Source organism: Thioclava sp. IC9 (assembly GCF_002213225.1).
GTDB classification, from domain to species: domain Bacteria; phylum Pseudomonadota; class Alphaproteobacteria; order Rhodobacterales; family Rhodobacteraceae; genus Thioclava; species Thioclava nitratireducens.
The window spans coordinates 116,545-139,859 of record NZ_NBNX01000002.1 but is presented as its reverse complement, the minus strand read 5'-3'; the positions used below and the strand labels follow the sequence as shown (position 1 = coordinate 139,859).

Genomic DNA, 23,315 nt, shown 5'->3' with positions numbered 1-23,315 from the left:
GACCGTTAATTGTCGGCCTTGCCAGTCCAATCGCTCCTGTCACCACGAGGTGGCACCCCGCGCCTGTATTGCCCCTCCGTGCTGCTGGTTTCCATCATCGTGGTCAAGCACCTTTGCTGAGCTCTGCGCGCCCTGACCGGTAAAGGAGAATGTCGCAAGGCGGCCCGGCCCAGCCAGTGGAACGCAATGGAGACAATTCACGCCAGCACGCCTCACGCTGACCCTCGGCCCCTTTAACGCAAATTGCCGAGATCCATCTGGATCTCGGCTGCGAGGCCGTCTGGGGACGCTGGGTCCGGTGTGAGAGTGATAGATCGGATCAGGCTGCCAAGCTCTTCGTTCGCCCGCGCGACGAGATCAGGATCGCCAAGCAAGGCTTCAAGGTCCTGAATTGCGGCCTCAAAAAGCGCCGCGATGTCAGGTGGTGCGGTGTCTTTCTTGCTCTGCTGCGCCTTGAGCTGCGTGATCCGCGCTTCAAGATCCGCCACCTCCGCTTTCAGCTCCTTGTCGCGGGCCGAGTAGTCTGCGTAATCCGCGCCCTGCTCGATAGCTTTCATGATCCCTTTGCGCGCCATGGTCGCCTTCGTTAGATCGGCGTTCGCGCGCTTGATCGCGGTTTCCAGATCAGTGCTGTCGAGTGCGCGCAGCTCCGCTTGAAATGCAGCCTCGAACTCCGCAATCAGCTCGGCGCTATGCAGTTCAGTGCGCAGGGTGTCGAAGACACGGGGCTCGATCCTGTCCTGTCGGATCGAGATTTTATTGTTGCAAGCCGATCTGCGTGCCTCGCGGCATTGGAAGCGGTTCTTGCCGGATTTGACATAAGGCGCCCCGCAGCAGCCACAGATCAGAAGTCCGCTGAGCAGGTGCTTCGAACGACGCGCAGCATGGGCATTCCCCGATTTTTCGGCTTTTAGAGTGCGCTGCGCAAGCTCTGCTTGAACGGAGTCCCAAAGGTCCTGCGGCACGATCCTTAGTTCTTCGTGGATCCCGCGCACCACATCCTCCTCGGTCGCGAAGACGGCTTTCTCGCCAGTCTCCGGGTGATAACGACGGCCGAACTTACAGACCGAGGCCTCGCCGATATAGAGGCGGTTGTTGAGAATGCCTTCCTCGCGATCTTTGCGGCCTCGGATTGTGGAGCCATCCCAGCTGCCACCCTTAGGTGCGGGGATCCGATCGGCGTTCAGCCCCTTGGCGATAGCGTGTGCTGATTTACCGTCAGCGGTCTCCCGAAAAATCCGCTGAACGACCTCGGCCTGCTCCGGGTCAATCTCCCGGTTCAAACCAGTCGGATTGTCGCGCTTTCGATAGCCGTAGGCACTGGTGTGGAGGCGCCCACGCGCGACTGCGCCTTGCATCCCCCGACGCGTGTGAGCACCGATCATCTCCGAGAACTGCTGCGCGCCAAAACCTCCGAGAAGAACCTTGAAGAAATCCTGCGGGCCTTCTTTCACCGAATGCAACTCGACGCCCTGAAACTTGAACAGATCGAACTGGGAAAGCGCATCGGCCACCTTTCGGGTCAGGCGATCAAGCGCCTCGACTACAACGACATCGACTTCGTTTCGACCGATTGCATCCTTCATTGCCTGAAAGCCGGGACGGCGCATGTTGCGGCCCGTCATCTCACGGTCATCAAAGACAGCGACGACGGTCCAGCCGTTGCGGTCGCATTCGCGCCGGGCCATCGCGATCTGGTCTTCAATCGAAGTCGCTTTCTGAAGGCTCGACGAGTAGCGGGCATAGATGGCGGCGCGGATCATTTGATGCTCCGCTCGGTCGGAGCGGCATTGATATTCGCGGGCTGGGCAGCCTCGACGAAGCGCCGTGCGGCCGCGCGACCGAGAAGGGAGACGAGCCCAGTCGGCGCGCGCTCGATCCGGATCGTGCCGCCGGGGTTGTCGTTGGCTGCGGTCAGCGTGGTGGTGGTTGCCTGCATGTTGTGAGCCTCTTGGTCTGATTTTCGGTTTTCTGAAGCTGTAAAGACCCCCGAAAACTAAAAACGAAAACTTGGCGATCCGCTGCTATTTCGACGCCAAGCCTTTGTTTTCGCGAAATAAGAAAATTCTAAATCGGATGTCAGATCGACTTAATCTGCCCCGAAAAGGGGGCGCGGATCCCGTTCGGACCCGCGCCCCAAGTTGGGTGGCTGGCTTACTTGCCGAGCCACCGAAGACGGCGGATTTCCTGATCCGCCGCGATCAAATCCGCAACGCGCTCCGAGTGGTTCAGCGCCACCCTCAGCTCGTCGCGGAATACCTCGACCGTGTCGTCGGGAAGGAACACCCCGAGCCGCTCGATGCAGAGCGCGATTTCGGCGCGGGCGCCGTCGCCAATCGTGTCGCGCCGCTCCAGCCTGCGCTCGAGCGCGGTGAGCTCCGTGCGGATATCCTCGGCGATGCCTTGAGAGAGATCAGAGGCCGATTGCAGAGCAAGGCGCAGCGCGCCGGTCGCATCGGCGGCGATGTCCTGAATCCGGTCGAGATCGGGCGTTTTCTGATCGGGCGAGGACAAGATGACCCGATGGGTGTTGCCGCTCGGGATCATGTTGGGAACGAGCATGGTTATAACTCCTGTTGCGATTTGGAAAGGCGGCAGCGCCGGCGAACTGACGCTGCCGAAAGGCTTCAGCGTTAGGTGCCGGTGATGACCGCCCGCGCCGCGGCCCGGGCCCGGGCCTCGATCACCGACTTGCGGTCATCGACGCGCGCGCGGCGGCGCTCGGCGCGCGCCTCGGCAGCGATGTCGGCCTCGGCCTGAAGTCGCGCCCGGATCGCGTGCATCCGCTGCAGCGGACGCCCGGTCAGACGGCCGAGCACAGGCGTGCGCAGGGTCGGGCTGACTGCGAAGGCGCGATTGTTGGGGCGCACGATCACGATGCGATCGCCGCGAAACGCCGTCGCGCGCTCGAGCCCGGCCACGCGTGCATCGTGCGAGCCGAGCGGGATCGCGTAACCTTTGCGGACCTTCTCGGTGACGGAGGTGCCGTAGGCGATGGTGAGCCAGCGCTGCCCGGAGATCAGGGCGGACGCGAGAACGAGACAAGGACGGGCCTTCGGTTCAGGGCCGGTCTTGCCTTCGTTCGTGGGGAAGCGGAACGAGACGATGTCGCCGGAGCGCAAGGTCTCGGACCACGCGTGCGTCGTCGTCTCGATGGTCGAGGGAACGTTGTCGAACATGGGGTTCTCCATTTTGGGAAAAGATCGACACGCTCTCGCTCCGGCCCCTGCGGGGTGTCCGGGTTTCGGTCGCGCGTCATATCGACCGCGCGACTGAAACCCGGACGCCTCGGCGGCCTCTCACGCGAAACAACTCGGGCCCTGGCCCGCAGTCATTCGAGGAGCGGCGCGATGCTGGAGGGGGTTCGGGGGAGGCGCGCCCAAGCGACCTCCCCCGGGCGCAGGGGGTGTCCAGAGGGGGAGTGCAGAACGACGACCCTCTGGTCCCGCGGAAGGTGGCCGGGGTAGTCCAGAGGGGGTGGCGAGCGCCCCTATGGTCCGTCGGAGGACGCCAGGGGGAGGCCGGAGGGGGCGCGGCGAGCGACCGCCCTTCGGTCCCGCGGAAGGCGCGGGGTCCGGGGCAGCGCCCCGGCGAACGGCTTCTGACAGGGAGGGCCAACGGCCCGGAATGTCAGATGCTTAGTGAGTAATGGTGTGGCGATACTCTCGCACGAAGATCAACAGTCCTATGAAGGGATAAACGCTAGAAAATTCATACCATCCGAAACACGATAAACCATGCCGGATCGCACCAATTCGAAATTTGAGATCTAGATTGATCCGCTGATAGCAAGAAGGCTTCAGAAAAGCTAACCTTCTGCTTCGACCTGAAAATTCAGAAGCTCTCTCAAGGTCCTTACAAAAAACTGAAAGCTAGGCGACTGGTTATGATCAACATCAATTAACGGTGCGATTTCCGAAGCCCAAACGGACTTCATCCTTCCGACTTCGGGTTTTCCCTTTTCGATCAGAGCCGAAGCTCCACCGGGAAAAACCGCATCCGCCAATAGCTCCCAAGTCCCACAAATGCTGTCGTTCTCGTAACCATTCAGCACACTACTCTTCGCCAATGGATAAGCGGTCTCTACTGCTTCCCTATGGCCCAAAAGCCACGCTTCACCTTCTTCGACGCAAAGGCAAAACCGCGTATCAGGTCTCGGGTCGCACGCATCTAAAATGGCGTTGAGCTCAGCAACAAAATCGCGCTTGTTTCGATCATCCAAATCACAAACTAGAATCACTGCAGCGTCATATTCGTCTGGATATTTAGAAAACGCCTTGCCATAGCCCGCCAAAAGAGACGGAAGCCTATTTAGAAGAATTCTTTTCGCGGGGTCAAGCTTTCCTTTGAGATTCTTTGGAATGTGGCCAATACCTTTGTAGCTGTGAATTTTATAAGTCACTTCTGGGGGGAGCAGGTTTGGAAGAAAACCCTCTAAAGCGACTTTTCCAGACTGATCTTCAACAAGAAATTCGAAATGCATATCAGCAATCGTCCAGATAATCGCTATACCAAAGACCACCCAATGGAATACCCTCGTCCACCATGGATTTTACAATCGAAATATCGCTCGCTCGCTGAACGGATGAAAAGCCATCATCCTGTTTTCTAAGGATCCAGACCTCACTAGGAGAAAGTGCATCGACCAAATAGGGTTGATGGGTAGTGACAAAAACTTGCGAACTGTTTTTGCGACCGGTTGCATGCGAACGAAATTCCATAGCTAAGCTTTCGAGAAGCTTATGATAAAGGCCGTTCTCCGGTTCTTCGATGCACAAAAATGGGGGCGGAGAAGGGTCTTCAAGCATCAGCAAATAGGCGAAAACTTTCAGCGTCCCATCAGACATCTGCTGGGCATAAAATGGATCCTCAAATCCACGATCATTAAATTTTAGTAGTAGACGCCCATCAGGCGTTTTCTCCGTATCGATTTTTTCAATACCAGGAATTTTTTTTGCGATATCATTCATGATCGACTGGAAGCGTCGCGGATGCTCTCTTTCCATAAATTGAACAACATTGCCAAGATTGTCGCCGTGCATGTTTAGGTGACGCTGAGGGCCGGCAAGTGGCAAGCTACGAGCCGCATCAGGAGTAAAATAGCTCAGATACCAACCCTCTATAAAACTACGGAAAGCAGAAATTCTTGGGTGCTGCTTCAAAGATCCCAGTGTGGCGATCCCCAAATGCCTACTACTCGAAAGCTCAACAAACTCAGTATCCTTCGACTCCTCGGACGTTTCATATTTTAAGAAGTTATCAATCAACTCATTGAGACTTAGGCTCCCTTCGCCCTCATCGATCTGGCTCCCGTCTTCATCCCCTTTCCAAGCTACACCCGAACCATTTTCAAGTATCAGAAATGAGAATGGCCACCCCCGGCTCTGCCCCTTCCTTCTTTGACGGAGCCGCTCCCTGAGGACAAACGGGCGACCTGAGGCATCTAGATCGATAGAAACCTCGTAAGTTATGGGGCGAGCCTTTCGATCTTCTTTATAATAAATTTCGAATTCTATTGGGCCATCCTGCCCCTGAGATTTAATTCTTGAAAACCCTCCTCGCCCTCTCGAGTCACACGCTTCTTCAACTCCAAGTTTTAGGCAGTCTGAAAGAAAACCGAATGCATCGAAAAGGGTGCTTTTACCGACGCCGTTTCTACCAATTACAGCGGTCATCGGAGTGAGAGGTTCGTTGGCCCTCTGATTCCAGAGCCGACCGAGGGTCACGTCCTTGAGCGACCGGAAATTCTTGACCTTAAAGCCTTCGATGATGGGCATCTTTTTTCCATTCTTGGTTTGCCCAACGGTATGTTCGGCAAGGCGCGATTGCAACCGTTCTAAAACCTTGGTGAACCGAAGATACAAGTTGTTCACGCGTCAAACTTTGCCTCCGTCGAGGTAGGCCCAAATTCCAAGGCCCATCTCTTATGAGGCTGAAATGTCAATACACCCGTCGTTCGCTCAATCCAGTGTCGAAGCAGCACCTGGCGTCCACCCCGTCGTCCTCGTCTTTCGCGAGATGTTCCCGCATCACTTGCGCCGCTACGAACTGCACCTCCAGCGCAAGCAACGCGACATGCACCACGTCGACCATGATCGCACTCACCTGAACCGCCACCTGCACGGCGAAGAAGACTGGCTCGATTCTCTGAAATCTGAGGTCGAACTGGTTCGCCTCCAGAATCTCAACCAGGAAGTTGAAGGCCTTCAGCGCACGCGAGGCTCCAACGAAGCGCAGAAACGCCTTATCGAAGGCCCTCGCGATCCTTGGCGTGCATCGAAAGGCGGCCCCCTGCGCGAGTTCATCATCACCGCCAACAAGGAGTGGTTCGAGGAGACGAGCGACAGTGCAAAGCTCTTCGACATCCGCGAGCAGGCGGCGCGAGAAAACGAGTTCGAAGCTCTTGCGCTCGATTGGCTGAAGAGCCGCTTCGGCGACATGCTGGTCCATGCCCGCGCCGATCGTGATGAGACGACCTTCCACATCCATGGCATTATCGCCCCATGGCACGAGAAACACTCAAAGCGCAGCGGGCACCAACGCATGCTCCAGCCCTCCGCGCATCCGCTTCTCAAAGACTATGAGAAGGCGCAAGACGATATCGGAGCCTTCTTCGCTGAGCTGGGTCTCACCCGAGGCGAGCGACGCGCAGAGGCACGCCGGAAGGCCAAGGAGGCCCGCAAGACAGACCCAAGGGTCGAGGTCCCGAAGAAGCGCAGGCACATCCCCGCTCACATCTGGCGGGCAGACGAAGAGCTTCGCCTGATGAGCGAAGCCCGCAAGCTCAAGGCCGAACGAAAATCGGCACAGGCAGAGCGGGATGAAGCTGCGCGCGCGAAGCGTGAAGCCGATCGAAAGACACAAGAGGCGCGCACCGCGTCTGAACAGGCTCAAATGCGCACGCAGGCGGCGGACGAGGTGCTGCAGATCGCCGAGCAAGCCGCACGAGGAAACCTGCGGCCCGGAGAGGAGGGGCGCCTCGCAATCCGGCGCGACGATCGAGCTGCTCCCGAGACCCGGAAAGGTCTGGAACGCGTGCTCACCAACCCCGCGCCCGCAGCACGCAAGCTGATCCGTCATCTGGAGCGGACCTACGGTGCCTTTCGGCAAACCGCGACCCGTCGCGCAGAGGCGGAGGTCGAGACGCGCATGAATGCCGTCATGCGCGCTGAGACCGCGCTTCATGCGCTCCGCAACAAGGTCGTCGGTGCGCTGCCAGAAGCTCTCAGGAAACGCTTCATCGCCGAGACCATGAAGCCCGGAGCGGAGCTGGAGCGTGCGATGCGAGCCGTTCGGAAGGGTGATCAGGGGCCCGAAAAGGAAGACGAACGGTGAGCAAAAGATTCCCGTTTTTACTCTGCCCGTGAGGCCCCAGCTTTAGGGTCCAACCGGACTTATTAACGAAAGGAATACCCTATGACGGTTCAAATCCCCCAGTCGAAACGCGATGCGATCTTCAACGAATACTGCCGCATCCAGGACAAGATCACGAAGGTCGCCGAGAAGGAGCACAAAGCTCAGCTGCGTCGGCGGCGCTATGTCCTCGACGCGTTCGGCAAATGGCTCGACAAGGCTCCGCGGAGCGAGGTCGAAACCTTCCTTGAGACGCTTTCCGATGCGTCCAGCGTCGCTGACAGCAAGCGGATCGCGGACTACCTCGCCAGCCTGCCTCCCGAGCCGGAATCCCCGGCTTCCGTTGCGCGCGTGAGCGTTGAGGCGAAGACCGAGGAAAGGCCCCAGCCGACGGCGACCGAAAAGAGCGAGAGTTAATCCGAGTTTCGTCCAACGCCTCTGCCGCCCGCAGATGAAAGCAAAGCCCGCCAGTGCTCTGGCGGGCTTTTCAACAATCAAATTGCAGGTGATGCGTGTGCGACAAATAACGGTCGGGCAGCGCCCCTTACCCCGGCTGCCGTTCGGCCCAACCTGCGAAGACTTTCTCCAGCGCGACGACCGCGTAATAGAGAAGGATTCCGAGGAAGGCCAAGGCGATCAGCACTGCGAACATCAGCGGATAATCCCCGTTGGTCTGGCCCGACAGGAACAGCGCGCCGAGGCCCTTGCCGTGGGGCGAGATGATCTCGACGAGGTTGGTGCCGATGAAGGCCAGCGTCACCGAGACTTTCAACGCGCCGAAGAACTCGGGCAGGGTTTTGGGCAGGGCGATCTTGCGGAAGATGGTGAATTTCGAGGCCCCCAGCGCGCCGAGGATATCGCGATATTCGGGCTCCAGCGTGGACAGGCCGATCCCTACTGACACGGCGATCGGGAAGAAGGAGATCATGAAGGCCATAAGCACGGTGTTGAAGTCATGCGCGCCGATGAACAGCAGCGCCAGTACCGGCACGACTGTCGCCTTCGGCACCGCATTGAAGCCCACCAGAAGCGGATAAAGTGCATCGCGCGCGGTGCGCGAAAAGCCCATGAGCATGCCGAGAAAGGTGCCAAACACGATCGAGATCGCAAGCCCTGCTACCGTCCGCCATAGCGTCTGCCAGCTATCGATCAGGAACAGGTTCCAGTAGCGCATAAAGGCGGCGGGCAGGTCCGACGGTGAGGCCATGACGTAGTTCGGCCAGCCATTCGCCCAGACGATGAATTCCCAGATCGCGAGGAAAGCGACGATCGACAGGATCGGGGTGAAGATTTTCTTGGCGTCCATCAGTGTACCCCCGCGTCGCGGCCCTGCGCGATCCGGATTTGGTCGCGCAGAAGATGCAGCATCTCGACGGCTTTCGGCTCGTAGAGAACGTCGATCGTGCGATCCTTCGGCAGGTCCACATCCAGCACGTATTGCGTATGCGCTGGGCGGCCCGAGAGGACGATGACCTGATCGCCGAGGAACACGCTCTCGCGCAGGTCATGGGTGATCAGAACGGCGGTGAAAGGCTCGGCGGCGCGCAGGTCGCGCATCGTCTGCCACAGATCCTCGCGGGTGAAATTGTCGAGCGCGCCAAAGGGCTCGTCCATGATCAGCACATCCGGCTTGTGCACGATGGCGCGACAGAGCGAGGCGCGCTGGCGCATCCCGCCGGACAGTTCCGACGGGCGCTTGGTCTCGAACCCCTTCAGGCCCACCATCTCCAGCAAGTGCTCGGCGCGCGCGGCCTTCTCGGATTTCGCCATGCCCGGAGCCACGATCTCCAGAGGCAGCATCACGTTCTCGATGATCGAGCGCCATTCCAGCATCACCGGGTTCTGGAACGCCATGCCGACGGTCTTGCGCGGGCTGGTGACCTTCTCGCCATGAAGCCAGACCTCGCCCCGGTCGGGCTTCATCAGCCCCGCCACCAGACGGGTGAGGGTGGATTTGCCGCAGCCCGAGGGGCCGACCACGGCGCAGAACTCGCCCTGCGGTACGCGGATGTCCAGTTGGTCGAGCACGGGCAGGGGGCCATGCTTGGTTTGATAGGCGTGGGTTACGCCGCGAATGTCGATGAGATTTTCCATGAGGGTCCGGCGCGAGAAGGCAGAGAATAGGGGCGGGTGCATCCGCGGCGCCCGCCCCTGAAGGATGTCGGATCAGTCGATCTTCCGCTCTGCCGCGTCGGGCAGGTACGCGCTGTCGAAATAGAGAGCCGCATCGGGCGCGTTCTGGAACTCGTAGACGGTTTTCGTCTGCTCGATCGCGGTGGCCATCCGGTCCGCGTCGATCCCGCCCATACCGTTTTCCTTGACGTAATCGGTCAGGACATTGGCATCGATTGCCATTTGAAGTCGCTCGGTCTCCAGATCCTTGTCGGCGGCTGGGTTGCGCTTGAGAAGCGCGTCGATCGCCTTGCCCGGATCAGAGATAGCGGCTTTCCAGCCCTCGGCGGTCGCCTTGATGAAGCCGGTAATCTCTTCGGGATGCGCCTTCGCGTAATCCGTGTTCACGATGATCGCGTTGCCGTAAAGCGCCACGCCGTAATCGGCCATCAGCAGCACCGACTGGTCCTCCATGCCCACGCCCAGACGCTTGAGATTGAGCGTCGAGGAGAAGGAGAAGCCGGTGACTGCATCGACCTTGCCCTCGGCCAGCATCGGCTCGCGCGTGGGGAAGCCGACCGGTTCGACCTTGATCTTGTCCATGTCGAGGCTGGCTTCCTTGGCGAAGATCGGGAACTGTGCCCAGGCGCCATCCGGGGGCGGCGCGCCCAGCACTTTGCCTTCGAGGTCTTTGGGCTCGTTCACGCCCTGCGACTTGCGGCCGACCACCGCGAAGGGCGGCTTGTCATAGACCAACATCACGGCGGTGACGGGCGCGCCGGGGTTCTGGTCGAGGAATTTCATCAGTGAGTTGATATCGGCGAAGCCCACCGGATAGGCGCCGGTTGCCACTTTCGGGATCGCGTCGAGCGAGCCCTTGCCCTCGGAGATTTCGACCTCCAGCCCGGCCTCGCCGTAGAACCCCTCGTCGATAGCGAGGAAATAGGGCGCCGAGGGGCCTTCGAATTTCCAGTCCAGCGCGAAAGGCATCTTGGTTTCGGCCTGTGCCAGCGTGGCCGAGAGGCCGAGCGCGAGCGCCGCGAAAAGCCCCGGTTTGATGTGCAGCATGATATCCCTCACTCCGTTAATCCGTTTTCGCCCCGATCCTGACCGGCGGTGCGCGGGGGTAAACTCAAACCGCGCGCGCCATGCGAGCAGGCGAGGCGCTCACGGTTCCGTGATTAAGTTTTGTGCGGGGTGCTGCGCAAATGCAAGAAAATTGGGCGCCACATCGGCGCGCCCTCAGAGGGCGATCTCGAGCGGAAGGAACCCGTTCGCATCGACCGGTCCGGGTTCGGCTTGCAATCCGACTCGCGCGAGCTCCGACAGGTAGGCCGATGCGCCGGGGCCCGTATGATACAAGGCGCGCGCGCCGGGCAGGGGAGCGAACCGCCAGATCGGCGGCGCGTCGATGCGGAGCGGTCCTTGCTGCGCATCGATTTCCTGCAGCAGCAGGTCGCGCACGCGCATCGGCTCCGGAGCGAGGGAGACGGGGCGACCCCGCTGCTTGAACCCGCCGCCGCCGGAGAGGCGGAAATCGTTGCTCACCACGATGAAGCGGTCTGTATCACTGACGCGGGCACCCTCGTGGCGCAGGTCGCGGATGCGTCCCCGTGCGGCCGTGTTCAGGCTGCCATCCGGGCGGAAGCGCGGTGGCTGCGACAGGTCGATCTCGTAGGTTAGCCCCGCGATCACGTCGAAATGGTAACTCGCGAAGGCGAAATCGCAGAGCATCCGCAACCGCCCGTCGGCGCGCTGCTGGTTGTAGATCGAGACCGCCTGTTCGAGCCAGTCGCGCAGTTCCGCGCCACTGAGTTCGACCGCGGCGACCATGTTGTTGAACAGGTAGATGTCGTCGAGATGGCTCATCCGCAGCGGGCCGGCAGGGATGTCGATGAAATGCGCAGAGCCTGCCGTACCGCCCGATTTGAAGCTCGACGCAGCGCCGAGTAGGGGCAGGTCCGCTTCGGGGCGTCCAGCGAGCTTTTCGCGGGCATATCGCCGTTTCGCCGCGATGGTCAGGGCGAGTGTCCGGTCCGGCGCGATCTGGGTGAAATAGCTGTGCAGCGGCTCCGCGGTGGTGCCGATGGGGCGGCGGATATGATCGAGCGTGCGGCGATGGGCGCGGGCCGAGGAGGCAAGCACGGCCGCGCTGTCCGGCCCGCTCTCGCCCTGCGCTGGGCGCAACTCCGCCCGGTGCGCCGCGAGTGCCCAGCCTTCCTTCCGTTTTTCCAGAACGAGATCGAGCACTCCCAGATGCGTCCCGCCGGCCCCGGCGTTGAGCGCGGGCTTGCCGTGAAGCGTGCCCAGAACCGGATCGATCCCCGCGAAACTCGGACGGGAAGGATCGGGAAAGCGCAGGTGGTCATGCCCAGCCAGCACGATGTCGATCCCGTCGAGCTGCGCGATCGTGACTGCCGCCCGCTCGGCGGCGGGGGCCGAGCCTTGCGGCGCGTTCTGATCCAGCGGCAGCGGAGAAATCCCCGTATGGGCGAGGGCGACGACCAGATCGGCCCCGGCTGCACGGATCAGACGCAGCTGCGCCTTCATCGCCTCCAGAAGTGAGGAGGTCGAAAGCTCGGCCTCGGGTCGCGTCTCGAGCCACGCAAGGCTGGGCGGCGGCAGCACGCCAATCACCGCGACCCGCAGATGTCGCTCGGTACCGTGACTGTCGCGAAAGCGGCGTTCGATCATCGCCCAAGGCCGGATCGGCGTATCCGACGAGGCATGCAGATTGGCGCAGACGGTGGGAAAATGCGCGGTTTCCAGAGCGCGCTCGAGCGACGCCAGCCCGAAATCGAATTCGTGATTTCCAAGCGCGGCCGCGTCGTAGCCCAAAGCGTTCATTGCCGCGATCATCGGATTTTCGCCGTCGTGGCTGTCCGCCGTCTCTCCCGGCTCGCTCCAGAGCTGGGTCAGGGGCGTGCCTTGAAGGAAGTCGCCGCAATCGAACAGCAGGCAATTAGGGGCTTCGCTGCGCGCTTGCGCAATCTCCGAAGCCAGCGCTGCCAAGCCTCTGCGCGGGGCCGGGCGGTCATTGAAGTAATCGTAGCCCCGCGCTTGACCATGCAGATCGGTCGTCTCAAGAACCCTCAGCGCGAGTGTGACGCGCTTATCCGAAAACTGGCCGGGCCAATCCCGGTCAGACAGTTTCCCCATGTGATCCCCTTGGCCCGTAATTGACCTTTTATCGTTTAAATGCCGCCCCTTGGCGGTCGTGTGTCCCACACGCAAGCTAGAGTAGAGGTCGGTCGTTTGCCAAGTTTTAAATTGACGTAACGCGTTTGCGAGGTCCGGGCACGTGGCGGCTCTGGCTTGCGCCTCACCTGATCGACACTGGTCTCCGGCTGGCGGCCCGTGGCATGGGTAGGGCGATCCGCAGGAGTTTTTCATGCCGCCCGATTCCCTCGCCGACGCGCTACCGCCGATTTCTCAACCCGCCCGGTTGTCTCAAGGACGCGTGCTCGATCCGCGGGGGCTGGCCTTCGCCGAAGCGCCGGGTGCGCTCGAGCGGGCGGCCCATCTGCGGGGCGATGCAGAGCGGCTCGCGGAGCTGCGCGCAGGCGAAGCTGCGCGGGTGGTTGCGCTTTGGCGCGGGCGTCCGCTGTTCGGGCCCGAAGGGCTGCACCTTCTGCGCGCGGGCGAGGCGGCGCTCGAGGCGATGCCGGGACCGGAGATTTTCCTCGGGTGCCACGACGGGTGTGCTCTGTTTTCCCGCGATGTCTCGGCTTTCGAGCCCGATGGCGAACGGCCCGATGGGGCGGCCTTCTTCGACGCGTCCGAGCAGCGCCATCCCGATCTGCCCGACGATATCGTCTTCGCCGAGCTGCGTGGCCGGATGGGGTTTCTGAGCCCGGTCGAGGCGGAGATCGCCGCCACCGCGCGCGGGCTCGTGGAATGGCACCGGACGCATCGTTTCTGCTCCACCTGCGGTGCCGAGAGCCAGTCCGAACAGGCGGGTTGGCATCGGCGCTGCCCGGTTTGTGAGCGGCACCATTTTCCGCGGACCGACCCGGTCGTGATCATGCTGATCACCGACGGCAACCGGCTCCTGCTGGGGCGCGGCCCGCATTGGCCCGAGACGATGTATTCCTGCCTCGCGGGCTTCATGGAACCGGGAGAGACGGTCGAGGCCGCCGTGCGCCGCGAGGTGTTCGAGGAAAGCGGCGTCGAAGTGGGGGAGGTCTCTCTCGTCGCTTCGCAGCCGTGGCCGTTCCCGGCCTCTTTGATGCTGGGGTGTCGCGGCGTGGCGACGACCACCGAGATCACCATCGACCCGGTCGAGATCGCCGATGCACGCTGGATCAACCGGGAGCGTCTGCTGCAGGTTGTGGCCGGGCGCGACCCTGAGATATCCGCGCCACGCCAGGGCGCGATCGCCGGTTGGCTGATGCGCGAGTGGCTTGCAGATCGGCTGGAATGAGGCCAGTTTGCCGCGCACGGCGCGCCGCTCCCCGGTGCCCTGACTGCTGATCCGAGGAATTCGTCTCATGAAATTGTCGACCCGCACCGATATTTCCGCGCCCGCCGGTTTCGTCTTCGGACGGCTCGCGGATTTCGGGAGCTTCGAGCGGGTGGCGATGCGCCGCGGGATCACGCTGAAACGGCTCGATACGCTGAACGAACCGGGCGCAGGCATGTCTTGGGATATCGGTTTCCGTTTTCGTGGCAAGCAGCGCCAGATGATCACCGATGTGAAGCGTTTCGAAGTGCCGGAACTGATCGTCTACGAGGGCGTTTCGAACAGTTTCGAGGCGGTGATGGATTTCGATCTCACGGATCTGTCGCGAACCCGGACGCGGTTGCAGGTGGGGCTGGAGTTGAAGCCGCGCAGTCTCGGCGCGCGGCTGATGATCCAGTCGGCCAAGCTCGGCAAGGGCAACCTCGAACGCCGCTTCAAGGAACGGATCGAGCAATTCGCGCAGGATATCGAGCGTCAGCACGAGAAGATCGCCTGACGCCCGGCCCCCTCAGCTCTTGCGTTCCGGTGCGGCCGGGTAGACGCCCAGAATTTCCAGATAACTGGTGAAGTAATCCAGTTCCTCGAGCGCGCGCGCCAGCGCCGGATCGTCGGGATGGCCTTCGACATCGGCGTAGAACTGTGTCGCGGTGAAGTGCCCGCCGACCATGTAGCTTTCGAGCTTGGTCATGTTCACGCCATTGGTCGCGAACCCGCCCATTGCCTTGTAGAGGGCTGCCGGGATGTTGCGCACCCGGAAGACGAAAGTGGTCATCATCTTCTCGCCGCGCGGGCGGGTGTCGGGCTCGGTGCCCATGATCAGGAAGCGCGTGGTGTTATGCGCGTGATCCTCGATATGCCGGGCGAGGATGTTGAGGCCATACGTCTCGGCGGCCATGTCGGAGGCCAGCACGCCGACGCTGCGGGTCTGCGCCTGCACGAGTTCGGCGGCCGCGCCCGCACTGTCGGCGGCGGCCTCGCCCCGGATCCCGTAGCGCGCGAGGAAGCTCGCCGCCTGCGGCAGAAGCACCAGATGCGCGCGGACCTTTTCCAGCTCCTCGATCTCCACGCCGGGCAGGGCCATCAGGCTGATATGCACGCGCACGAAGGCCTCGTCGAGGATATGCAGCCCCGATTCCGGCAGCAGGCGGTGAATGTCGGCCACCCGCCCGTAGGTGGAGTTCTCCACCGGCAGCATCGCGAGATCGGCGTCGCCTTTCTTCACCGAGGCGATCACGTCCTCGAAGGTGCGGCAAGGGACCGGCTCGAGGTCCGGACGCGCGTCGCGGCAAGCCTGATGCGAATACGCGCCCAACTCGCCCTGAAAAGCGATCCGTCCGGTTCTCGGCGTTTGTCCTTGGCTGCTCATGGGCAATCCCCCCGCACTGATCTCGTCTCGCGCCCCTGCCTAGCCCGTGCCTGCGCGGAAGGGAAGAGCCGGGGCGCAGAGGGCTCACGCTGCGTCATCCCCCGGTCACTCTTCGGAAATCCGATCACATCTGGTAAAGTTCGCTTGATCTAAAGGGCCCTGTGCGGATAGATGCGCGGGACGACGACGCATATCAGGGACGAGACATGTTCAACACGATGACCTTCACCAAGGCGGCGGGCGCGTTTCTGGGCGCGTTGCTGTTCTTCCTGCTTACGGCCTGGGCCTCCAGCGCGCTCTACACCGTCGGCGAAAGCCACGACGCTTCGGGTGGGAGCGAGCACGCGATGAAGGACATGATGTCCGCAGCGCCCGGCGATCTACTGGCCGCGCCGGAAGAAGGCGATGGCGCCGCGAAGGAAGAGCAAGTCGCACAGGTCGAACTGGGCACCGGCGATGCCGCTAAGGGCGAGAAGATCTTTGGCAAGTGCAAGGCCTGCCATTCGCTCGAAGGCAAGAACGGTGTCGGCCCGCATCTCGACGGTGTGGTCGGTCGCCCGATCGCTTCGGTCGCGGATTACTCCTATTCGGACGCGCTCAAGAGCCATGGCGGCGAATGGACGCTCGAAGCGCTCAACGAGTGGCTGACCAACCCGAAAGACTTCATCCCGGGCAACAAGATGTCCTTCGCCGGTCTCAAGAAGCCCGAAGACCGCAACGACGTGATTGCCTACCTGCAAGAGCATTCGAACTGAGGCAAGTCCTCAAGAAATCTCTCAAGGCCGCCTCTTTGGGCGGCCTTTTGCATTTCCCGCCGTGCTTTACAGATTCGTAACTTGCTCCCTGCGCGCTAAGGCTTTTAGCTAGGCAGACGCGAAAACGCTTTGGAGCAGGGAGCAGGAGTGCATGGCAAAAGCGCGAGTGGCGAGTAAAGCGATCGATCTGGATTGGACGCAGGTGGCGCCGCGCGCGCTGAGCGGGCTGGTTGCAGCGGGTCTGATCTGGGCGGGGCTGGCCTTCGGCGCACATGCACAGGATAGCACCCAGGGCGGCGACACGATCACCTCCTACGGGATCGCGACGCTGGGGCATCTGAAGTATCCCGCCGATTACGCCCATCTCGACTACGTCAATCCGGATGCGCCCAAGGGCGGGGAAATTTCGGAATGGGCGCCGGGCGGCTTCGACAACTACAATCCCTATTCGATCCAGGGCCGAGCGGCCGCACTGTCCTCGGTGCCGCTGGAGTCGTTGATGGAAGGTACCGCCGACACGGTTGGCGAGCTTTACTGCCTGCTCTGTAAAAGCCTCGAATATCCGCCGAGCAAGGATTGGGTCACCTTCACCCTGCGCGACGGGATCAAGTTCTCCGACGGCACGCCGCTGACTGCGCAGGATGTGGTCTTCTCCTACGAGCAGCTGCGCGACAAGGGGCTGAGCTCTTTCCGTGCGGTGATCGCCCAGCAGGTCAAATCCGCTAAGGCGATCGACGACAAGCACATCCGTTTCGAGTTCCAGCCCGATTACCCGCGCCGCGATATCATCCAATCGGTTGCGTCGCTGCCGATCTTCTCCAAGGCGCAGTTCGAAAAGGAGAACATCGACCTGTCGCAGACCTCGCCGGTGCCCTTCATCGGCTCGGGCCCCTACATGTTCGACAGCGTCAAAAGCAATCGCGCGATCACCTGGAAGCGGAATCCCGACTATTGGGGCAAGGACCTTCCGATCAACAAGGGCCGCTCCAACTTCGACAAGATCCGCGTCGAGTATTTCGGCGATTACCAGTCGGCCTTCGAGGGCTTCAAATCGGGCACCTACACCTTCCGCAACGAAGCGAGTTCGATCATCTGGGCCACCGCCTACGACTTCCCGGCGATGCAGTCGGGCGAGGTCGTGAAGGCGGAACTGCCCAACGGCAACATCGCCTCTGGGCAGGGCTTCGCGATCAATCTGCGCGAGCCGAAATTCGACGATATCCGCGTGCGCGAGGCGCTCGGTCTCGTCTTCAACTTCGAGTGGTCGAACGAGACGCTTTTCTACGGGCTCTATGATCGGGTCGAGAGCTTCTGGGAAAACTCCAAGCTGCAGGCGCAGGGCAAGCCCTCGGCGGAGGAGAAGAAAATCCTCGAACCGCTCGCCAAGGATCTGCCTGACGGCATCCTGACCGACGACGCGGTGATCCAGCCGGTCTCGGGCAAGCGCCAACTCGACCGCAAGAACATGCGCAAGGCGGCGAAACTGCTCGAAGAGGCGGGCTGGACCGTCGGCGACGACGGGATGCGCCGCAACAACAAGGGCGAGAAGCTGACCGTTGCGATCCTCAACGACAGCCAGACCTTCGATCGTGTCATCAACCCTTATGTGCAGAACCTGCGCGCGCTCGGCATCGATGCCAGAATGGACCGCGTCGACGACAGCGAATACGAGAACCGCCGTCGCAGCCACGACTTCGACATGATCACCACCCATCTGGGGCAGGACGAAATCCCCGGCTCGAACCTGCAGCAGTATTTCGGTTCGGGCTCGACCGATGACGTGTTCAACGCGATGGGGCTGAAGAACCCGGCGATCGACAAGATGATCCGCATGGTCGAAGAGGCGAACACCGAGGAGGAGCTGTTGCCGCGCGTCCATGCGCTGGACCGCAGCCTGCGCGCCCTGCGTTTCTGGGTGCCGCAGTGGTTCAAGCCCACCTACACGGTCGCCTATTACGACATGTACGATCACCCGGAAAAACTGCCGCCCTACGCTCTGGGAGAACTGGATTTCTGGTGGTATGACGCCGACAAGGCCAAGAAACTGAAAGCGAGCGGAGCGCTCTGAGCGACCGCCGATAAACGAGCAGAGGGCCGGTCATGGGCGCCTATATCCTGCGGCGATTGCTGATGGTGATCCCCACCTTGTTGGGAATCATGATCATCAACTTCACGCTGACGCAATTCGTCCCCGGCGGGCCGATCGAACAGGTCATTGCCCGCGTTCAGGGCGAGGCGGATTCGATGCGCAACATCTCGGGCGGTGGGGATGCGGGCACGCAGAACCAGGGCGGCGTCGAGGATAGCGGCTATCAGGGGGCGCGCGGCATCTCTCCGGAGCTGCTCAATCAGCTCGAAGTGCAGATGGGCTTCGCGCGGATCGTCTGCGATGACGGGTTCACCGGCACGCCCGATCTGGCGGACCCGGCCTGCCACAAGGAGAAGATCCCGGCCTGGCAGCGCTTCGCGATCATGATGAAGGGCTACCTGACCTTCGATTTCGGCAACAGTTTCTTCCGCAACGAGAGCGTCGTGAACCTTGTGATCGACAAGATGCCGGTCTCGATCACGCTGGGCCTGTGGTCGACGATCCTCGCCTATATCATTTCGATCCCGCTGGGCATCCGCAAAGCGGTGCGCGATGGCACCCCGTTCGACACCTGGACCTCCGGCGCGATCATCGTGGGCTACGCGATCCCGGGCTTCCTGTTCGCGGTGATGCTGATGGTGCTGTTCGCGGGTGGCAGCTATTTCAAGATATTCCCGCTGCGTGGTCTGACATCGGACAATTTCGACCAGCTCTCGATGATCGGCAAGGCGCTCGATTACCTGTGGCACATCGCGCTGCCGGTGACGGCGACGACGATCGCGAGCTTCGCGACCATGACGCTGCTGACGAAGAACTCCTTCCTCGACGAGATCAACAAGCAATATGTGATGACTGCCCGCGCCAAGGGCTTGGCCGAGAAGAAGGTGCTTTACGGGCACGTCTTTCGCAACGCGATGCTGATCGTGATCGCGGGCTTCCCGGCGCAGTTCCTCGGCATCTTCTTCGGTGCCTCGATCATCGTGGAGACGATCTTCTCGCTCGACGGGCTGGGCCTTCTGGGCTTCCAGGCGGCGGTGGAGCGCGACTACCCGGTAATCTTCGGCACGCTCTACATGTTCGGGCTGATCTCGCTCGTCGTGAACATCATCTCCGACATGATGTATGTGTTCGTTGATCCGCGGATCGATTTCGAGAAGAGGTCCGGCTGATGGCATTGTCTCCTCTCAACCAACGCCGCTGGCGCAACTTCAAGGCCAATCGCCGCGCCTTCTGGTCGGCGATCATCTTCGCGATCCTGTTCGTGGCCTCGATGTTCGCGGAGTTCATCGCGAACGACAAACCCATCGTGGTCAGCTACCGCGGCGAGCTGTATTTCCCGATCTACAACTTCTACCCCGAGACCGCCTTCGGCGGCGATTTCCGCACCGAGGCGATCTATCGCGACCCGACCGTGCAATGCCTGATCGAGACGGGCGGCACCGAGGGTTGCTTCGACGCGGACGACCCGAAGGCTTTCGCCAACGAGGCGCTGAAGACGGGCAAGGTCGATGGTGAGAAGATCGAGAAGGGCTGGCTCCTGTGGCCGCCGATCCCCTACAGCTACAACACGATCAACGATGTGGGCACCGCGCCCTCGGCCCCCGATGCCGATCACTGGCTGGGCACGGATGACACCGCGCGCGACGTGCTGGCGCGGGTGATCTACGGCTTCCGCACCTCGGTTCTGTTCGCGCTGATCGTGACCGGGATCGGCTCGATCATCGGGATCGCTGCAGGCGCCGTGCAGGGCTATTTCGGTGGCAAGGTGGACCTGTTCTTCCAGCGTATTCTGGAGATCTGGTCCTCCACGCCCGCGCTCTACGTCATCATCATCCTCTTCGCGATCCTGGGCCGAAGTTTCTGGCTCCTTGTCATGGTCTCGATCCTCTTCGGCTGGCCCGCGCTGGTCGGCGTCGTCCGGGCCGAGTTCCTGCGCGCGCGCAATTTCGAATATGTCCGCGCTGCTCGGGCGCTCGGCGTGTCGGACCGGGTGATCATGTTCCGCCACATCCTGCCCAATGCGATGGTGGCCACGCTGACCATGCTGCCCTTCGTCATCACCGGCGCGATCGGTGCGCTCGCCTCGCTCGACTATCTGGGTTACGGCCTGCCGTCCTCCGCGCCGTCGCTTGGGGAGCTTGCGCTGCAAGGCAAGCAGCACCTGCAAGCGCCGTGGCTGGCCTTCTCGGCCTTCTTCACCTTCGCCATCATGCTCTCGCTTCTGGTCTTCGTCTTCGAGGGCATCCGTGACGCGTTCGATCCCAGAAAGGTGTTCCGATGAAACCGGTTCTCGAGGTCGAAAACCTGAAGGTCGCCTTCAGCTCCGAGGGCAAATTCACCCCGGCCGTGAAAGGCGTGAGCTTCACCGTGAACGCGGGCGAGACCGTCGCGCTGGTGGGCGAGTCCGGCTCGGGCAAATCCGTGACCGCGCTCTCGACCGTGGCGCTGGTCGGCGGCAATTCCAAGGTCGAAGGCTCGATCCGCTACGAGGGTCGCGAGATGGTCGGCGCCTCGGAACGTGAACTGATGCGGGTGCGCGGCAACGATATCAGCTTCATCTTTCAGGAGCCGATGACCTCGCTCAATCCGCTGCACACGCTGGAAAAGCAGATCGGCGAAAGCCTCGCGCTACACCAGGGCGTGACCGGCGAGCAGGCCAAGAAACGCATCATCGACTTGCTCGACAAGGTCGGCATACAGAACCCGGCAGACCGGCTGCAGGATTATCCGCACCAGCTTTCGGGCGGGCAGCGCCAGCGCGTGATGATCGCGATGGCGCTCGCCAATGGGCCGGACCTGCTGATCGCGGACGAACCCACGACCGCGCTCGACGTGACGATTCAGGCGCAGATCCTCGAACTGCTGGCCGACCTGAAACGCGACATGGGGATGAGCCTTCTGTTCATCAGCCACGACCTCGGTGTGGTGCGCCGCATCGCGGACCGGGTCTGCGTCATGCAGCATGGCGAGATCGTGGAGCAGGGGAAGACCGAAGACATCTTCGCCAATCCCAAGCACCCCTATACGAAGAAGCTGCTGGAGGCCGAACCCACCGGCCGCGCCGAACCGGTGCCCGAGAACGCGCCCGAACTGGTGCGCACCGAGCATCTGAAGATCTGGTTCCCGATCCAGCGCGGTCTGCTGCGCAAGACCATCGGTCACGTGAAGGCGGTCAACGACGCCTCGCTTTCGGTGAGGGCAGGGGAGACGCTGGGCATCGTGGGCGAATCCGGCTCGGGTAAGACCACGCTCGCGCTCGCGATCATGCGGCTCATTCCCTCCGAAGGGCCGATCATCTACGAGAACCAGGACATCTCCAGCTGGCAGGCGAACAAGCTGCGCGCGCTGCGCCGCGACATGCAGATCGTGTTCCAGGATCCCTTCGGCTCGCTCTCGCCGCGTATGACGGTAGAGCAGATCATCGGCGAAGGTCTGACCGTCCACGGCGTCGAGCCGGGCCGCAACCGCCGCGAGATGGTCGCCGAGATCATGGAGGAAACCGGGCTCGATCCATCGATGATGGAGCGCTACCCGCATGAATTCTCGGGCGGGCAGCGCCAGCGGATCGCCATCGCCCGCGCGATGATCCTGCGTCCCAAGGTGGTGGTGCTGGACGAGCCGACCTCCGCGCTCGACATGACGGTGCAGGTGCAGATCGTGGACCTGCTGCGCGACCTGCAGAAACGCCACGGGCTTGCCTATCTGTTCATCAGTCACGACCTGCGGGTGGTGCGCGCGCTCAGCCACAAGATCATGGTGATGAAGCGCGGCGACGTCGTCGAGGCGGGCAACGCGGCGGAGGTCTTCGCCAATCCGCAGACCGCCTATACGCGCCAGCTGATGGTGGCCGCTTTGGGGGAGAGTTCGCTGACCCCCGAGATTGCATGAAGATCCTCTTCGTTCACCAGAACTTCCCGGGCCAGTTCGTACATCTGGCACCGGCTCTGGCCGCGCGCGGGCATGACGTTCTGGCTCTGACGGTCGAGACGAACCAGCGCCCCTCGCCGGTGAAGGTGGTGAAATACCGCAAGCCCGAGCCGGTCGAGATGTCCTCGCGGCTCACGCGCCTTTACGCCGAAAGCGCCGCGCGCGGGGCAAAGGTCGCGCTGGCCGCCCGGCAGCTGCGCGACAGGCACGGCTATGTGCCGGACGTGATCTTCGGCCATTCCGGCTGGGGTGAGACGCTGTTCCTGCGCGAGGTCTGGCCCGAGGCGAAACTGCTGGTCTATGCCGAGCTGATGTATCGCACGACCGGGATGGACACCGATTTCGACGCGGAATTCCAGAAGCCCGGCCTCGAGACCCGGATCTCCACCACCGCGCGCTCGGCCCATCTGGTCCAGTCGATGGTACAGGCCGATGCGGGGCTTGCCCCGACCCAGTTTCAGGCCGAGACCTTCCCGCCGGAGCTGCGCGCCAAGCTCACCATCTGCCATGACGGGGTGGACTGCGCGCGGCTCGCGCCGAACCCGCAGGCGCGTTTCACCGTGCCGGAAACCACGCTCACCTTCCGCCCCGGCGACGAGGTTCTGACCTTCGTGAACCGCTCGCTCGAGCCCTATCGCGGCTATCACTCCTTCATGCGCGCGCTGCCCGATGTGCTTGCGGCGCGGCCCGAGGCGCATGTGCTGATCGTGGGCGAGGAGGGGCAGAGCTATGGCGGCCCGCCGAAGGATGCCAAAAGCTGGAAACAGAAATTCTTGGGCGAGGTGCGCGACCGGCTGGATATGAACCGCGTGCATTTTCTGGGTCGCATCCCTTACGGCGATTACGTCGACATGCTCCATGTCAGCCGCACCCATGCCTATCTGACCTATCCCTTCGTGCTCAGCTGGTCGCTGATGGAATCGATGGCCGCCGGATGTGCGATCGTGGCCTCGGATACCGCGCCGGTGCGCGAGGTGATCACCGACGGGCAGACCGGGCGGCTAGTGGATTTCTTCGATATTCCCGGTTGGTCGAAGGCGCTGGCCGAAGGGCTGGCGACCCCGCAAAAATTCGCCCCGATGCGAGAGGCAGCCCGCGCCCATATGTGCGAGCGTTACGATCTGCGCACCCATTGCCTGCCGCGCCTGATCGCCTTCGTCGAGGGCGCGATCGCAACCGCCTGATCGCGATGCCGACACCAGACGGACTCGACTCCGCATCCCGCGAGACCTAAAAAGAACAAAGCGCGAA

At 62.0% G+C, this 23,315-nt stretch carries 21 protein-coding genes; 10 read left to right on the top strand and 11 right to left on the bottom strand.

Annotation, left to right across the window (positions count from 1 at the left end; genetic code table 11):
* Window positions 1-233: 233 nt before the first annotated feature.
* From B6V76_RS06125 to B6V76_RS06100, 6 genes are all read right to left on the bottom strand, one after another.
* Complete coding sequence (locus tag B6V76_RS06125; protein WP_088726964.1) at window positions 234-1,763, bottom strand: recombinase family protein; 1,530 nt, start codon at window positions 1,761-1,763, stop codon at window positions 234-236.
* Window positions 1,760-1,939 (bottom strand): hypothetical protein, encoded by a 180-nt coding sequence (locus tag B6V76_RS06120; protein ID WP_088726963.1) that lies wholly within the window; start codon window positions 1,937-1,939, stop codon window positions 1,760-1,762. The genes B6V76_RS06125 and B6V76_RS06120 overlap by 4 nt, the downstream gene beginning before the upstream one ends.
* 215 nt (window positions 1,940-2,154) lie before the next feature.
* On the bottom strand, window positions 2,155-2,562 hold the full coding sequence (locus B6V76_RS06115) for a hypothetical protein (RefSeq protein ID WP_088726962.1): 408 nt from the start codon (window positions 2,560-2,562) through the stop codon (window positions 2,155-2,157).
* Between the two features lie 71 nt (window positions 2,563-2,633).
* Entirely contained in the window at window positions 2,634-3,179 is a 546-nt protein-coding gene (locus B6V76_RS06110; RefSeq protein ID WP_088726961.1) for a type II toxin-antitoxin system PemK/MazF family toxin, read from the bottom strand.
* A gap of 629 nt (window positions 3,180-3,808) precedes the next feature.
* Window positions 3,809-4,483, bottom strand: a complete 675-nt coding sequence (locus B6V76_RS06105; protein ID WP_088726960.1) for a DUF4276 family protein — start codon at window positions 4,481-4,483, stop codon at window positions 3,809-3,811.
* A 1-nt stretch (window position 4,484) separates the two neighbouring features.
* The gene (locus B6V76_RS06100; protein WP_088726959.1) at window positions 4,485-5,777 is read right to left on the bottom strand and encodes an AAA family ATPase; all 1,293 of its coding nucleotides are present in this window, start codon (window positions 5,775-5,777) and stop codon (window positions 4,485-4,487) included.
* A gap of 160 nt (window positions 5,778-5,937) precedes the next feature.
* Here B6V76_RS06100 and B6V76_RS06095 point away from each other — a divergent pair, with 160 nt between their 5' ends.
* The gene (locus B6V76_RS06095; protein WP_141104888.1) at window positions 5,938-7,335 is read left to right on the top strand and encodes a plasmid recombination protein; all 1,398 of its coding nucleotides are present in this window, start codon (window positions 5,938-5,940) and stop codon (window positions 7,333-7,335) included.
* A gap of 81 nt (window positions 7,336-7,416) precedes the next feature.
* Window positions 7,417-7,770, top strand: coding sequence for a hypothetical protein (locus B6V76_RS06090; RefSeq protein ID WP_088724217.1), 354 nt, complete (start codon window positions 7,417-7,419; stop codon window positions 7,768-7,770).
* A gap of 127 nt (window positions 7,771-7,897) precedes the next feature.
* Here B6V76_RS06090 and B6V76_RS06085 read toward each other — a convergent pair whose 3' ends face one another.
* The 4 genes from B6V76_RS06085 to B6V76_RS06070 all read right to left on the bottom strand — a co-directional run bounded on the left by B6V76_RS06085 (window position 7,898) and on the right by B6V76_RS06070 (window position 12,624).
* Window positions 7,898-8,659 carry an ABC transporter permease gene (locus B6V76_RS06085; RefSeq protein WP_088726957.1) on the bottom strand — a complete coding sequence of 254 codons (762 nt, stop codon included), beginning with the start codon at window positions 8,657-8,659 and terminating at the stop codon, window positions 7,898-7,900.
* Window positions 8,659-9,447 carry an ABC transporter ATP-binding protein gene (locus B6V76_RS06080; protein WP_088727189.1) on the bottom strand — a complete coding sequence of 263 codons (789 nt, stop codon included), beginning with the start codon at window positions 9,445-9,447 and terminating at the stop codon, window positions 8,659-8,661. Before B6V76_RS06080 ends, B6V76_RS06085 begins: the two co-directional genes overlap by 1 nt.
* A 72-nt stretch (window positions 9,448-9,519) precedes the next feature.
* Window positions 9,520-10,533: an ABC transporter substrate-binding protein gene (locus tag B6V76_RS06075; RefSeq protein WP_088726956.1), complete on the bottom strand. Its 1,014-nt coding sequence runs from the start codon at window positions 10,531-10,533 to the stop codon at window positions 9,520-9,522.
* 174 nt (window positions 10,534-10,707) lie between these two features.
* Window positions 10,708-12,624 (bottom strand): 5'-nucleotidase C-terminal domain-containing protein, encoded by a 1,917-nt coding sequence (locus B6V76_RS06070; RefSeq protein WP_166504557.1) that lies wholly within the window; start codon window positions 12,622-12,624, stop codon window positions 10,708-10,710.
* A gap of 232 nt (window positions 12,625-12,856) precedes the next feature.
* Between B6V76_RS06070 and nudC the strand changes: the two genes are divergently transcribed.
* Window positions 12,857-13,888 carry an NAD(+) diphosphatase gene (nudC, locus tag B6V76_RS06065; RefSeq protein ID WP_088726954.1) on the top strand — a complete coding sequence of 344 codons (1,032 nt, stop codon included), beginning with the start codon at window positions 12,857-12,859 and terminating at the stop codon, window positions 13,886-13,888.
* A gap of 67 nt (window positions 13,889-13,955) precedes the next feature.
* Entirely contained in the window at window positions 13,956-14,423 is a 468-nt protein-coding gene (locus B6V76_RS06060; RefSeq protein ID WP_075776054.1) for an SRPBCC family protein, read from the top strand.
* 12 nt (window positions 14,424-14,435) lie between these two features.
* Here B6V76_RS06060 and B6V76_RS06055 read toward each other — a convergent pair whose 3' ends face one another.
* Window positions 14,436-15,293, bottom strand: a complete 858-nt coding sequence (locus B6V76_RS06055) for a prephenate dehydratase (protein WP_088718994.1) — start codon at window positions 15,291-15,293, stop codon at window positions 14,436-14,438.
* A 206-nt stretch (window positions 15,294-15,499) separates the two neighbouring features.
* On the opposite strand from B6V76_RS06055, the gene B6V76_RS06050 reads away from it, so the two are divergent.
* The 6 genes from B6V76_RS06050 to B6V76_RS06025 all read left to right on the top strand — a co-directional run bounded on the left by B6V76_RS06050 (window position 15,500) and on the right by B6V76_RS06025 (window position 23,248).
* A complete protein-coding gene (locus B6V76_RS06050) occupies window positions 15,500-16,048 on the top strand; it encodes a cytochrome c family protein (protein ID WP_075776052.1) in 549 nt (182 codons plus the stop codon).
* A 151-nt stretch (window positions 16,049-16,199) separates the two neighbouring features.
* Complete coding sequence (locus B6V76_RS06045) at window positions 16,200-18,116, top strand: extracellular solute-binding protein (protein ID WP_088726953.1); 1,917 nt, start codon at window positions 16,200-16,202, stop codon at window positions 18,114-18,116.
* A 32-nt stretch (window positions 18,117-18,148) separates the two neighbouring features.
* Window positions 18,149-19,306: an ABC transporter permease subunit gene (locus B6V76_RS06040; protein WP_075776050.1), complete on the top strand. Its 1,158-nt coding sequence runs from the start codon at window positions 18,149-18,151 to the stop codon at window positions 19,304-19,306.
* Complete coding sequence (locus B6V76_RS06035) at window positions 19,306-20,418, top strand: ABC transporter permease (protein ID WP_088726952.1); 1,113 nt, start codon at window positions 19,306-19,308, stop codon at window positions 20,416-20,418. The genes B6V76_RS06040 and B6V76_RS06035 overlap by 1 nt, the downstream gene beginning before the upstream one ends.
* Window positions 20,415-22,025, top strand: coding sequence for an ABC transporter ATP-binding protein (locus tag B6V76_RS06030; protein WP_088724744.1), 1,611 nt, complete (start codon window positions 20,415-20,417; stop codon window positions 22,023-22,025). Before B6V76_RS06035 ends, B6V76_RS06030 begins: the two co-directional genes overlap by 4 nt.
* Window positions 22,022-23,248 carry a glycosyltransferase gene (locus B6V76_RS06025; protein ID WP_088726951.1) on the top strand — a complete coding sequence of 409 codons (1,227 nt, stop codon included), beginning with the start codon at window positions 22,022-22,024 and terminating at the stop codon, window positions 23,246-23,248. Before B6V76_RS06030 ends, B6V76_RS06025 begins: the two co-directional genes overlap by 4 nt.
* Window positions 23,249-23,315 lie beyond the last annotated feature (67 nt).